The sequence below is a fragment of the Serinibacter arcticus genome (assembly GCF_004786095.1).
GTDB classification, from domain to species: domain Bacteria; phylum Actinomycetota; class Actinomycetes; order Actinomycetales; family Beutenbergiaceae; genus Litorihabitans; species Litorihabitans arcticus.
Window position 1 is genome coordinate 724,762 of the sequence record NZ_RHPJ01000001.1, and the last position, 13,085, is coordinate 737,846.

Genomic DNA, 13,085 nt, shown 5'->3' on the forward strand with positions numbered 1-13,085 from the left:
CGAGCACCGACCCACGATCCTCAGGCGTGCGGCGTCGCGCCGGGCGGGAGCTCGCCGAGCGCCTGCGCGGGGTGCTCGTCGCTCGCGGCGGCGGCCTGGTCCTGCGGCAGCTCGTCGGCCTTGCCTGCCGCGATCTCGGCCGGCGTCGCGACGGGCGGGCGGCTGCTCACGGGGCGCGCGGTCGAGGAGTGCCACACGGGGCGCGGGTCACGCTTGACGACCGGCGCGAACACGCGGGCGAGCTCCTTCTCGTTCAGCGTCTCGTGCTCGAGAAGCTCCAGCACGAGCGCGTCGAGCACGTCGCGGTACTCGGTCAGCACGGCCCAGGCCTCGTCGTGGGCGTTCTCGACCAGGCGGCGGACCTCCTCGTCGACGATGCCGGCGATCTCCTCGGAGTAGTCGCGCTGGTGGCCGTAGTCGCGGCCGAGGAAGACCTCGCCGTCGGCCTGACCGAGACGCAGGGCGCCCACGCGCTCGCTCATGCCGAACTGCGTGACCATCTTGCGCGCCGTCGCCGTCGCCTTCTCGATGTCGTTCGAGGCACCCGTGGTCGGGTCGTGGAACACCAGCTCCTCGGCGACGCGGCCACCCATCGCGTAGGCGAGCTGGTCGAGCAGCTCGTTGCGCGTCGTGGAGTAGCGGTCCTCCGCGGGCATGACCATCGTGTAGCCGAGGGCGCGGCCGCGCGGCAGGATCGTGACCTTCGTGACCGGGTCGGTGTAGCGCATCGCCGTGGCGACCAGGGCGTGACCGCCCTCGTGGTAGGCGGTGACCTTGCGCTCGGAGTCGTTCATGAGGCGCGTGCGCTTCTGCGGACCCGCGATCGAGCGGTCGATCGCCTCGTCCAGCGCGCGGTTGTCGATCAGCTGCGCGTGCGAGCGCGCGGTCAGGAGCGCGGCCTCGTTCAGCACGTTGGCCAGATCGGCACCGGAGAAGCCGGGCGTGCGCTTGGCGACGGTGGCGAGGTCGACGTCGGCCGTCATGGGCTTGCCCGCGGCGTGCACGCCCAGGATCGCCAGGCGACCCTTGAGGTCGGGCGCCTCGACCGTGATCTGGCGGTCGAACCGGCCGGGGCGCAGCAGCGCGGGGTCGAGGATGTCGGGGCGGTTGGTGGCCGCGATCATGATGACGCTGGCGTTTTTCTCGAAGCCGTCCATCTCGACCAGCAGCTGGTTGAGCGTCTGCTCGCGCTCGTCGTGACCGCCGCCCAGACCGGCGCCGCGCTGGCGGCCGACGGCATCGATCTCGTCCACGAAGATGATCGCGGGCGCGTTGGTCTTGGCCTGCTCGAACAGGTCGCGCACACGCGAGGCGCCGACGCCGACGAACATCTCCACGAAGTCGGAGCCCGAGATCGAGAAGAACGGCACCCCTGCCTCGCCGGCGACGGCCTTGGCGAGCAGCGTCTTGCCGGTACCGGGGGCGCCGTACAGCAGCACACCCTTGGGGATCTTCGCGCCGACGGCCTGGTAGCGGTCGGGGTTGGCGAGGAAGTCCTTGATCTCGCGCATCTCCTCGACGGCCTCGTCCGCGCCGGCGACGTCGGCGAACGTGACGTCCGGGTTCTCCTTGTTGACCTGGCGCGCCTTCGACTTGCCGAAGTTCATCATCTTGGAGTTCCCGCCCTGCATGCGGGACATCACGAACCAGAACACACCGATGATCAGCGCGAGGAAGATGAAGGTCGTCAGGAACGAGGACCACCACGGTGTGGAGGGCACGACCGAGTTGAAGCCCTGCTCGGGCTCCGCGGACGCGATCAGGTCGGCGACCTCGTCGGCCTGCGGCGTCACGTAGTAGAACTGCACGCGCTCACCGCGGTCGGTGTCCGAGGCGTCGGTGAAGGGTTCGGTCAGCGTGAGCTGCACCCGCTGGTAGCCCTCGGTGATCTCGGCCTGCTCGACCGTGTCACCGCGCAGCAGCGACATGCCGTCGGAGGTGTCGATCGTCTGCACGCCGCCGCCTCTGACGAAGAAGTTGAGGCCGATCAGCAGGATGACGACGGGGAGCAGGATCCACAGGAGGGGTCCGCGCGCAAGCTTCTTGACGTTCATGTGTGGGGCCGCCAGGCCCGCCCTTCTCATCTCAAGGCACCTGTTGGTGACGTTATACGACGGCGGTGCGCACCTCGTGCGCTGTTCGCCGACGGCAGTACGCCCGTCCGCCTGACACGCACGGGCCTCAGGTCAACGCCGTGGCGTCGCCGGTGGTTCCCCGCGGGGTGTCAGCCGCCGTAGACGTGCGGTGCGAGCACCGCCACGAAGGGGAGCTGGCGGTACCTCTCGGCGTAGTCCAGGCCGTAGCCGACGACGAACTCGTTCGCGATGTCGAACCCGAGGTAGCGCACGTCGACCTCGACCTTGGCGGCCTCGGGCTTGCGCAGCAGCGTCGCGATCTCCAGCGAGGCCGGACCGCGCGAGCGCAGGTTCTCGATCAACCACGAGAGCGTCAGCCCCGAGTCGATGATGTCCTCCACGATCAGCACGTGCCGCCCGGTCAGGTCGGTGTCGAGGTCCTTGAGGATCCGCACCACGCCCGACGACTTCGTGCCCTTGCCGTAGGAGGAGACGGCCATCCAGTCCATGCTGACGTCGGAGCGCAGGTGGCGCATGAGGTCGGACATGACCATCGCCGCACCCTTGAGCACACCGATCAGCAGCACCTCCTCGCCCGCGTAGTCCTCGTCGATCCGCGCGGCCATCTCCGACAGGCGCTGCCGGATCTGCTCCTCGCTCACGACGATCTCGACGAGGTCGCCGCCGACCTCCGGGTAGTTCCAGGCCTGTGTCGTCACCCGCCAAGCGTTCCACACCCGCACGCGTGGTCGCGCGTCAGCGAGATCGCGGTGAGCGGGTCAGCGGCGCGACGGCGAGCACGCCGTCGCGCCGCACCACCCGCAGACCGCCGGGCACGTCGACGCCGATCTGCCCGCGCCACCCCGTCACGAGGGCGGCGACGGACTCGAGGTGCTGCGAGCCGACGTCACCCGCCGGCGCGCCCGCCGCGATCAACCAGGCGCGCAGGACCCGGGGCAGCAGCGCCGCGTGGGCGGTGGCGAGGACCTCGACCCGCAGGGCCCCCGACGCCGCCGCCCGCGCCCCGACCTCGGCCGCCAGCTCGTCCAGCAGGTCGGCGTCGCGCCGCAGCAGCTCCGCGGTCCGCGTCAGCGCCGTGACGGGGTCGGCCCCGACGGCGGCCGCGAGCGCCGGCAGAACGCGGTGGCGCACCGCGCTGCGCGGCAGCGCGTCGCCGTCGCGCGTCGTGGCCGGTCCGTCGACGGCGTTGCCCGGGTCCTCCCACCACGTCAGGTCCTGCGCGCGGCACGCCTGCCGGAGCGTCTCGCGCCGCACCGCGAGCAGCGGTCGCCGCAGCACCCCGCGCCGCGGCGCAATCCCGGCCAGCGAGCGCGCACCGCTCCCCCGCGCCAGGCGCAGCAGCACCGTCTCCGCCTGGTCGTCGCTCGTGTGCGCGAGCAGCACGGCGACGGCGCCGGTGCACGCGACGGCGTCGTCGAACGCCGCGTGCCGCGCCTCCCGCGCACGCCCCTCCAGGCCCCCGGCCGCGACGGTGACGCGGATCGTCAGCACGGGGTCGAGCCCGAGCGCGCGGCACTGCCCCGCCGTGCTGTCGGTGACCGCCGCCGAGGTCGGGGCGAGGCCGTGGTCGACGACGACGGCGCCCGCGCGCAGCCCGAGACGCGGTGCGACGAACGCCGTCGCCGCCGCGAGCGCGAGGGAGTCCGCGCCGCCCGAGCACGCCACGAGCACCAGGTCCTCGGGCGCGAGGTCGGCCAGGTCGTCGCGAACGGCGGTGCGGACGCGCGCGACGGCGGGGTCGGGTCCGGTCACGGGCCGCTCAGCCGAGGGATGTCCGACGCCTCAGCCGTGCACGCGCGCGACCCAGGCGTCCGGGTCGGCGATCTCGGCGGCGGTGGGCAGGTTCTCCGGTCCGGCGAAGACGGCGTTGAGGCCGCTGTGCCCGACCTTCTCGCGCACCCCGCGCACGAACACGGCGCCGTTGCGGTACTGCGCGAGCTTGGCGTCCATGCCGAGGAGCCGGCGCATCAGGAGCGCGGTCAGCGTGCGCTCGTCCCGTCGCTTCTCGAAGCCTGCCCGGATCTGCTTGACGGTGGGGATCGCCGAGGGCCCGACCTCGTCCATGACGACGTCGGCGTGGCCCTCGAGCAGCGACATCACGGCGACGGCCTCGGTCAGGGCCGCCCGCTGCTCGGGTTCGAGGACGGCGTCCAGGACCCCGGGGCCGGCGGCAGCGTCCGGGGGGGTCTCGGCGTCGGCGGGGACCTCGGGGTCGGGCCCGACGTCCGGATCGCCGTCCGACTCACCCTCACCGTCGCCACGCCGCAGCGTGCGGCGCAGGCGGGTCAGCAGCGAGACGGTCCCGCCGTCGTCCGACTCCTCCCCGTCGCCGTCCTTCGTGTCATCCTCCGACCCGATCACCTGGGCGAGCGCGGTCTTGAGGTGGTCGGCGAGCCACGGCGCCGCGGCGAACTGGACCGCGTGCGTCTGCTCATGCAGGCACACCCACAGGTGGAAGTCCTGCGCATCGGCGTCGAGCTGACGCTGCACGCTCAGCACGTTGGGCGCCACGACCAGCAGTCGGCCCCGGCCCGGTTCGGGGCTGACGTACGGATCGAACTGTCCCAGCACGCGCGTCCCCAGGAGCGCCAGCACCCAACCGAGCTGCTCGCCCGCGAGGCGTGCCGCCCCGGGCATGCGGGAGACAGGCAGCAGTCCGTCGGTGAGGCTCGCGAACGTCTCGGTCGCGGCCTCGGCCCAGCGAGGGCGGTCCACGATCAGAGCGGGCTGGTCGGCCGCGATCTCCGCGGCCTCGTGCAGCCCGGTGACGTCGGCGACGTAGGCGGGGGCGTCGGCCGCCGCCTGACGCAGCGAGGCGACCAGGGCCAGCAGCCCCTGCCGATCGATCGGCGGACCCGCCCTGCCCACGCTCGCGGCCCTGGCCACGGCGGCGTCCCAGTCGATGGCTTGCGTCATCGCCTCATGCTATGCCGACACCTCGGGACCCCGAGGATCGGACCGACGCTGAGGATCGGACCCACGCTCAGGAGCAGCCGCACGCGGTCAGCGCGCGCACCCACTCGTCCACCTCGAGCCGAGCCGCGTAGCTCCCCGCGGGCGGGACGGCGTCGGCCATCACCACGAACGCCAGCGCCCGGCCGTCGGCCGTCACGGTGTACCCGGCGAGGCTGACGACGCCCGGCAGCGTGCCGGTCTTGGCGCGCACCTCGCCGAGATCGAGGTCGCGACCCGCGAGCGTCCCCTCGAGCCCGGAGACCGGCAGCGACAGCGCCAGCTCGCGCATCGCCGGATCGGTGGCGCCCAGCACGAGGACGTCGGCGAGCAGGCGGGCCGAGATCCGGTTCTCGGACGACAGCCCCGAGCTGTCGGACAGCGTGGTGCCGCCGACGTCGAGGCCGAGGCCGGCGAGCACGGCGAGCGTCGAGGACGTCGCTCCGTCGAAGGTCGCGGGCTCCCCCGCCTCGATCGCCACGAGCCGGCCCAGCAGCTCGGTGAGCGTGTTGTCGGAGTCGGCCATCGCGAGGTCCAGCACCTCGCCGACGGTCGCGGACTCCACCCGGGCCAGCTCGACGGCGCCCTCGGCGGCCGTCCCTCGCGTCGGCCCCTCGCGGACCTCGATGCCCTGGGCACGGAGCGCGTCGGCCAGCACGAGGCCGGCCGACTCGGCGGGGTCGGTGTCGCGCCGGTCGCGCCCGGCGATCAGCCCGACCTCGATCCCCAGCGGCTGGACGGGGGCCACGAAACCCCCGGTGAGGTCGATCGGGGACCAGCCCGGGGCCTGGGACGGTCCGGAGAAGAGCGTGTCGTCCACGCGGAGCGTCACCGAGGCGATCCCGCGCTCGGCCAGCGCCGCGGCCGTCGCCGTCGCGAGATCACCCAGGCCGGCACGCCCGACGACGGCGGTCGGGTCGCCGCTCCCCGCGGCCAGCGCGATGTCACCGCCGCCGACGAGCACGAGCCCGTCCGCGCCGTCGAGCCGGACGGTCGTGGGCAGGGTCGCGGACAGGTCGAGCGTGGCGACGGCGGCCGCCGCGGTCAGGACCTTCGTCGTCGAGGCGGGCAGTCGAGCCACCTGCTCGTCGGCCGCGGTGACGGTCTCGCCCGTGGCGACGTCGACGACCAGCACGCCGGGGGGCGCCCCGACCTCGGGCGCCGAGCGCAGGGCGTCGAGCGCCTGCTGGAGACCCGCCGCCGTCGGGACGGGCGCCGCGCCGTCGAGCGACGGCAGCACGCGCGGGACGGCGATCGCCCCCGCGGGCGACGGCGTCGGGAACGGCGGCGGCACGGGCGGCGGCTCCGCCGTCGTGAAGGGTCCTGGCACGAGGCCGGCGCTGTCCGCGGCGACGTAGCCGACACCCACCGCTCCCAGCGCCACGACCACGGACGTGACGACGACGGCGCGGCGCTTGCGACCCACGCGTTCCTCCTGAACGTTCTCGACGACGGTGCTCCCGACGCGCGGGGCGCACGCGCGGTGCGCGGGAACGCCCGACGTACGTCAGACTGTCCCCACAGTAGTCACGCGGTGCCTACGCGGCCGCGAGGTCACGAGGCCGGTCCACCGGCAGGTCGCCGGCCGACGAGCAGATGAGAGGTCATGCGGTGAAGTTCGACGTCACGATCGAGATCCCCAAGGGTCACCGGAACAAGTACGAGGTCGACCACCTGTCCGGCCGCATCCGGCTGGACCGCATGCTCTTCACCTCGACCCGGTACCCGGACGACTACGGGTTCATCGAGGGCACGCTGGGCGAGGACGGCGATCCGCTGGACGCGCTCGTGCTGCTCGAGGAGCCCACGTTCCCCGGCTGCCTCATCGAGTGCCGCGCCCTGGGCATGTTCCGCATGCGCGACGAGGCCGGCGGCGACGACAAGGTGCTGTGCGTGCCGGTCGGCGACCAGCGCGCGAGCTGGCGCGACGACATCGACGACGTGTCGGAGTTCCACCGCCTCGAGATCCAGCACTTCTTCGAGGTCTACAAAGACCTCGAGCCCGGCAAGTCCGTCGAGGGTGCGCACTGGACGGGCCGCGCGGAGGCCGAGCAGGAGATCCTCCGCTCGGTCCAGCGCGCCAAGGACGCCGGTCTGCACCACGCGCACGGCGCCAACGCCCCGCACTGATCGGGCAGCTCTCGCAGCACACGCACGACGACGGGCCCCGCTCCTGCAGGAGCGGGGCCCGTCGTCGTGTCCGGCCAGGTGCCTGCCGGGGGAAGCGGGTGGGTGTCAGCCGGCGTGCTTCTGCACGAGCGTGCCGATCTTCGGCAGGGCGCCGGCGATGACCTTCGACAGCTGCGGCTTGAACTTCTCGTACATCGAGCGCTGGTTGCCGCTGCCGACCTCGGACTCGACCGCGGCGAGCACCGCGGCGTTCACCTCTCCCGAGTTCGCCGCGACGTAGGCGCCGAAGTCGCCGCCGCCCTGCGCGGTGTGGCGCGTCCAGAACGGGTCGAGCGCGTCGGCCAGCGTGCCGAGGTAGGCGTTCGCGCCGCGCGTGACGACGTCGGGACGCTTGGCCTTGGCGGCCTTGACCGCCGTCTTGGCCGCGATCCCGGTCAGGCCGCTCATGCCCGCCACCTCGGCGTCGATGAGCGAGGCGAGATCGGCGACGGCGGCGGGCTTGGTCTCGGGCGCGGTCAGGGTGTCGCGGAGGTTCGTCATGCTGACGATGCTAGGTCAGCCCCGCGGGGCCGACCGCACCGTCGGGCCGGTCAGGAGACGCGGCCGTAGCCCAGGAGCTTCGTGCCGTAGATCTTGTCGTGCACGATGCCCGTCTTCGGGTTCGCAGCGTGCACCTTCATCCCGGGGCCGGTGTAGATCGCGACGTGGTAGATGTCGCGAGCCGACTTCGAGTTCGAGTAGAAGATCAGGTCGCCCGGCTGGAGCTGGTCCGCCGTGATGCGGGTCGTGGCACCCCACTGGTCGCGCGAGACGCGCGGCAGGTTGATTCCCACCTGGGCGTAGGCGAACTTCACGAGGCTGGAGCAGTCGTAGGCGTTCGGGCCGTTCGCGCCGAGGCGGTAGGTGAGACCCACCTTGGTCATCGCCGCGTTCACCGCGGCCTGGCCCTTGGACGACGCCGGCGGGATCGGGGCAGGTGCGGGGGCCGGCGCAGGCGCGGGGGCCGGCTTCGGAGCGGGCGCAGGGGCCGGAGCCGGTGCGGGGGCCGGAGCCGGTGCGGGGGCCGGAGCGGGCGCAGGCGCCGGAGCCGGAGCGGGCGCAGGCGCAGGGGCCGGAGCAGGTGCGGGGGCCGGGGCCGGAGCAGGTGCCGGAGCCGGTGCAGGGGCCGGTGTGCTCGGCGCCGGGGTGACCGCCGCGGGCGCCTTGGTCGCAGCCGTGCTCGGCGTGCTCGGCGCCTGCGTGGCGGGCGCCGCCGGCGTCACGGCGGCGCGGGCGGCTGCCTCGGCGGCGATCCGGTCGTTGGCGGCCTTCTCGTCCGCGATGCGCTGCTGCTCGAGCTGGTCGGCCTGGTAGGCGCGCTCGAGCTCGACGCTGTGGTTGCGCAGCACCGCGAGCTCGTTGATCGCGCCGTCGACGATCGCGGCCGTCGAGGCGCGCTGGGCCTCGGCGTCCTCCTGCAGGCCGTCGGCCTCCTCGAGCGCGGTGCGCGCGGCGGCCTCGCGGGTGTCGAGGGTCTCCTGCGCCGTCGTGGCGCGGGTCGCGGCGACGTCGGCGTTCGCCTGCGCCTCCTGCGCCGACAGCACCGTGTCGCCGGCGGCACCGGTCGCGATCGAGAGCGCGGCGGAGCGGCGCAGCACGTCGGAGAACTCGTCGGCCCCGAGGAAGACCTGCGCCTGGGTGGCGGCGCCACCGCCGTTGCGGTAGCTGGCGAGGGCGACGCTGGCGAGCGCGTCGCTCGCGTCGTCGGCCTCCTGCTGCGCGGTGGCGGCCTCGGTGTCGGCGGTGACCTTGGCGGCGCGGGCACGCGTCGCGGACTCCTCGGCAGCGAGGTAGTCCTCGCCGGCGAGGGCTGCGGCGACGTCGGCGTCGGCCAGCGCGGCGTTCGCGGCGGCGAGCTGGCCCTCGAGCACGGAGACGCGATCGGCCTGGGTGGCGACGTCGGCCTGGGCCTGGTCACGCTCGGTCTGGCTCGGCACGGCCGACGCGGGAACGAGGAGGCCTGACAGCCCGACCAGGGCGGCGGCGACGGCGCCCGCCAGGACGGTCGAGCGCGAGCGCGCGCTCAGGTGACGGGGGTGCTGCGTCATCGGGCTTCCTCCAGTGTCCGGCGTGTCGCGTAGACATCGCGGACACAGGCTCAGCCTCGACCTTAGCCTGAGAAATGAGCGTGTCAAAGTGGTCTTCGTCAATTCGACACGCCGCGCTAATCCGAAGCAAAAATAACACGCGTGTAGTTCGTCGCGGACGCGGTCACGCGGATCGCCGGACCGCCGAGGGCACCACGCGGCGCCTCCGCCATGTGAGACGCGACACGCCCCGCGAGCCATCGCCGTCGTCGCGACCCTACGTTCGTCCCGATCCCCTCCCCTCTCACGCACCACCTGCCAAGGAGCCACCATGAGCAACGACTGGTCGTTCGAGACACGCCAGATCCACGCCGGACAGACGCCCGACCCCGCCACCGGGGCGCGCGCGCTGCCGATCTACCAGACCACCTCGTTCGTGTTCGAGTCGGCCGAGCAGGCCGCGGCGCGGTTCGCCCTGGCCGAGCTCGGACCGATCTACACCCGGATCAACAACCCGACGCAGGAGGCGGTGGAGAACCGGATCGCCTCGCTCGAGGGCGGTGTGGGCGCCCTGCTCGTCGCCTCGGGGCAGGCCGCCGAGACGATCGCGATCCTCAACGTCGCCGAGGCCGGCGACCACGTCGTGGCGAGCTCCTCGCTCTACGGCGGCACCTACAACCTCCTGCACCACACGCTGCCCAGGCTCGGCATCACCACGACGTTCGTGTCCGACCCGCACGACCCGCAGCAGTGGCGCGACGCCGTCCGCCCCAACACCAAGCTGTTCTTCGGCGAGACGATCCCCAACCCGCGCTCCGACGTCCTCGACATCGAGACCGTCGCCGGCATCGCGCACGAGGTGGGCGTGCCCCTGATCGTCGACAACACCGTCGCCACGCCGTACCTGATCAACCCGCTGGCCTGGGGCGCCGACGTCGTGGTGCACTCCGCCACGAAGTACCTCGGCGGCCACGGCACCGCGATCGCCGGCGTGATCGTCGACGGCGGCACGTTCGACTACGCCCAGCACCCCGACCGGTTCCCGAACTACAACACGCCCGACCCTTCCTACAACGGTCTGGTCTACGCGCGCGACCTCGGCGAGGGCGGAGCGTTCGGCGTCAACCTGTCCTACATCCTCAAGGCGCGCGTGCAGCTGCTGCGCGACCTGGGTGCGGCGGTCAGCCCGTTCAACGCCTTCCTCATCGCGCAGGGCGTCGAGACGCTGTCGCTGCGCATCGAGCGCCACGTGGAGAACGCCCAGAAGGTCGCGGCGTGGCTCGAGGCACGCGCGGACGTCGCCGGGGTGCACTACGCCGGCCTGGAGTCCTCGCCGTGGCACGCGAACCAGCTCAAGTACGCCCCGAAGGGCGCCGGGGCCGTGCTCGCGTTCGAGCTCGACGGCGGCGCCCCCGCCGGCCAGGCGTTCGTCTCGGCGCTGGAGCTCCACTCCAACGTCGCCAACATCGGCGACGTGCGCTCGCTCGTCATCCACCCGGCCTCGACCACGCACAGCCAGCTCACGCCGGCGGAGCAGCTGTACTCGGGGGTCACACCCGGTCTGGTGCGCCTCGCCGTCGGGCTCGAGCACGTCGACGACATCCTGGCCGACCTCGAGCTCGGGTTCGCGGCGGCCGCCGCGGTCGTGGCTCAGGCACCCACCGCCGAGCCCGCCTCGGTCTGACCCGCACCGGCAGGCCCGCCCGCGCCCCGTCGACCACGACGTGGCGCGGGCGGTGTCCGGCCACCGACACGGGGGGAGAACGGGGTGAACCGGGAGATGTCCTCCCCGTACGATCACCGGGTGAGTGCCAGCGAGAAGCGTCCGCACCCCCGCCTCGCGCCGTCGGCGCGGGGTCAGGTGCGCGCCGACGACGGCACCCCCCTCGCGGCCAGCGCCGCCTGGCGCGCCGGGCAGCCGGTCGGCGGGCGCCGGTTCGTCGACGTCGGCGAGATCGACCTCGAGGCGGGCGGCACGCTCCCCGGGGTCCGGATGGCCTACGAGACCTGGGGCACGTTGAACGCCGAGCGCGACAACGCCGTCCTCGTGCTGCACGCCCTGACGGGCGACTCTCACGTGCTGGGCGACGCCGGCGACGGCCACCTCACCGCCGGCTGGTGGTCGGAGATGGTCGGCCCGGGCCGGCCGATCGACACCCACCGCTACTTCGTCGTCGCGCCCAACGTCCTCGGCGGCTGCCAGGGTTCCACCGGCGCGGCCTCCCTCTCCCCCGACGGCACCCCGTGGGGCTCCCGGTTCCCCGCTCTCACGGTGCGCGACCAGGTCGCCGCCGAGGTGCTGCTGAGCGACGCGATCGGCGTCGAGTCCTGGGCCCTCGTGATCGGCGCGTCGATGGGCGGCCACCGCGTGCTCGAGTGGGCCGTGACCGTCCCCGAGCGGGTGCGCGCGTTCGCCGCCGTCGCGACGGCGGCGCAGACCACGGGCGACCAGATCGCGTGGCTGCACGCGCAGCTCGGCGCGATCCACGCCGACCCCCGGTTCCGCGGCGGCGACTACTACGACGCGCCCGACGGCGAGGGCCCGCACGTCGGCCTCTCGCTGGCGCGCCAGATCGCCCACACCACCTACCGGTCGGCTCGCGAGCTCGACACACGGTTCGGCCGGATCCCGCAGCGCGCCGAGAACCCGCTCGACGGGACCGGACGGTTCGCCGTGCAGTCCTACCTCGACCACCACGGCGCCAAGCTCGCGCGGCGGTTCGACGCCGGCTCCTACGTGACGCTGACGCAGTCGATGATCACGCACGACCTCGGCCGCGACCGGGGCGGGGTCGCCGCCGCGCTCGCGGGGGTGACGGCGAGGGGCCTGGTGGTCGCCGTCGACTCCGACCGCCTCTTCCTGCCGGCGCACTCGGCGCAGATCGCACGCGGGCTGACGGCGGCGGACCTGCACGTGGTGCACTCCGACCACGGGCACGACGGGTTCCTCATCGAGTTCGACACCCTCGGTCCCATCGTCGCGGCGTTCCTGGGCGAGGTCGCCCCGGTGGTTCGCCGCGCCTGACGCCGCCTCGGCGCCCCCGCCTCGGATCGGGCCGTCAGACCAGGGGCAAGTAGGCGCTGAGGTCCGGCAGTCCCTCGGCCAGGTTGCCCGACCGCAGCGCATCGCCCCGGTCGGCCCAGCCGAGACGACCGGTGGCGAGCCGGACCCACGCGCGCTCGTCCACGACGTCGACCTCGTAGCCGCTGCGACGTCGCAGGATCGCGAGCAGGGCGCCCGAGACGATCGTCCGTGCGGTGGGGTCCACCGCCGCGGCCCCGTGCACCGAGCGCGACAGGTCGTCCGCGTGCACGACGAGCTCGACCAGGCGCGTGGTGACGAGCTGGTCGAGCGGGACGATCCCGCGTCGCACCCGCACCAGCGCGACGCCGTCGGACCGCAGCTGCGCCAGGTGCGCCAGCGCCGCGGCACCCCGCTCCTCGACCGCGGCGGCCGGGTCGTCGGCCTGCTCGTCCGCGACCTCCACGGCGCGAGCGTGGATGCCGTCGGCGTTGTCGGCGTAGCTGGCGAGGTAGGACGCGAGGTCGTGCCGGCGCTCGGGGCGATCGGCCACGACCGTCCCCACGTCCACCGGTTCCGCCCGGGCGAGCACACCCATCGCCTCGCCGAGGTGCGCCACCAGGTCCCGCACCCGCCACCCGGGCAGCGGCGTCGGGGTGTCGAGGGCGGTGTCCTCGAGCGTGCGCAACCAGTCGACGACGGCGTCCCACTGCTCCGCGAGATCGGCGTCCAGCTGGGCGGGGGTGACGTCGGCGTCGGTCATGGGGCGAGGGTAGCGCCGCGCGGGTGGTCGCCGTCGTGACGAGGCTCGGGTTCTGA

At 73.5% G+C, this 13,085-nt stretch carries 11 protein-coding genes; 3 read left to right on the plus strand and 8 right to left on the minus strand.

Going from position 1 to position 13,085, the window contains the following annotated elements; all coding sequences use genetic code 11:
• Positions 1-20: 20 nt before the first annotated feature.
• From ftsH to dacB, 5 genes are all read right to left on the minus strand, one after another.
• Positions 21-2,054 (minus strand): ATP-dependent zinc metalloprotease FtsH, encoded by a 2,034-nt coding sequence (ftsH, locus tag SERN_RS03415; RefSeq protein ID WP_135849003.1) that lies wholly within the window; start codon positions 2,052-2,054, stop codon positions 21-23.
• Between the two features lie 170 nt (positions 2,055-2,224).
• The gene (gene hpt / locus SERN_RS03420) at positions 2,225-2,794 is read right to left on the minus strand and encodes a hypoxanthine phosphoribosyltransferase (protein ID WP_233251429.1); all 570 of its coding nucleotides are present in this window, start codon (positions 2,792-2,794) and stop codon (positions 2,225-2,227) included.
• Between the two features lie 37 nt (positions 2,795-2,831).
• Positions 2,832-3,848, minus strand: coding sequence for a tRNA lysidine(34) synthetase TilS (tilS, locus tag SERN_RS03425; RefSeq protein WP_135848679.1), 1,017 nt, complete (start codon positions 3,846-3,848; stop codon positions 2,832-2,834).
• A gap of 30 nt (positions 3,849-3,878) precedes the next feature.
• Positions 3,879-5,012, minus strand: a complete 1,134-nt coding sequence (locus tag SERN_RS03430; RefSeq protein ID WP_135848680.1) for a zinc-dependent metalloprotease — start codon at positions 5,010-5,012, stop codon at positions 3,879-3,881.
• A gap of 67 nt (positions 5,013-5,079) precedes the next feature.
• Complete coding sequence (gene dacB / locus SERN_RS03435; protein WP_135848681.1) at positions 5,080-6,474, minus strand: D-alanyl-D-alanine carboxypeptidase/D-alanyl-D-alanine endopeptidase; 1,395 nt, start codon at positions 6,472-6,474, stop codon at positions 5,080-5,082.
• A gap of 185 nt (positions 6,475-6,659) precedes the next feature.
• Between dacB and SERN_RS03440 the strand changes: the two genes are divergently transcribed.
• Positions 6,660-7,178, plus strand: a complete 519-nt coding sequence (locus SERN_RS03440) for an inorganic diphosphatase (protein ID WP_135848682.1) — start codon at positions 6,660-6,662, stop codon at positions 7,176-7,178.
• A 105-nt stretch (positions 7,179-7,283) separates the two neighbouring features.
• On the opposite strand, the gene SERN_RS03445 is transcribed toward SERN_RS03440, so the two are convergent.
• Together SERN_RS03445 and SERN_RS03450 are read right to left on the minus strand one after the other, a co-directional pair.
• Positions 7,284-7,718, minus strand: a complete 435-nt coding sequence (locus SERN_RS03445) for a DUF6918 family protein (RefSeq protein ID WP_135848683.1) — start codon at positions 7,716-7,718, stop codon at positions 7,284-7,286.
• Positions 7,719-7,768: 50 nt separating this feature from the next.
• Positions 7,769-9,265 (minus strand): C40 family peptidase, encoded by a 1,497-nt coding sequence (locus SERN_RS03450; protein ID WP_135848684.1) that lies wholly within the window; start codon positions 9,263-9,265, stop codon positions 7,769-7,771.
• Positions 9,266-9,575: 310 nt separating this feature from the next.
• Here SERN_RS03450 and SERN_RS03455 point away from each other — a divergent pair, with 310 nt between their 5' ends.
• A complete protein-coding gene (locus tag SERN_RS03455) occupies positions 9,576-10,928 on the plus strand; it encodes a bifunctional o-acetylhomoserine/o-acetylserine sulfhydrylase (RefSeq protein WP_135848685.1) in 1,353 nt (450 codons plus the stop codon).
• A 120-nt stretch (positions 10,929-11,048) separates the two neighbouring features.
• Positions 11,049-12,269 (plus strand): homoserine O-acetyltransferase MetX, encoded by a 1,221-nt coding sequence (metX, locus tag SERN_RS03460; protein ID WP_233251430.1) that lies wholly within the window; start codon positions 11,049-11,051, stop codon positions 12,267-12,269.
• A 34-nt stretch (positions 12,270-12,303) separates the two neighbouring features.
• On the opposite strand, the gene SERN_RS03465 is transcribed toward metX, so the two are convergent.
• The gene (locus SERN_RS03465) at positions 12,304-13,029 is read right to left on the minus strand and encodes a maleylpyruvate isomerase N-terminal domain-containing protein (protein ID WP_135848687.1); all 726 of its coding nucleotides are present in this window, start codon (positions 13,027-13,029) and stop codon (positions 12,304-12,306) included.
• Positions 13,030-13,085: the final 56 nt, after the last annotated feature.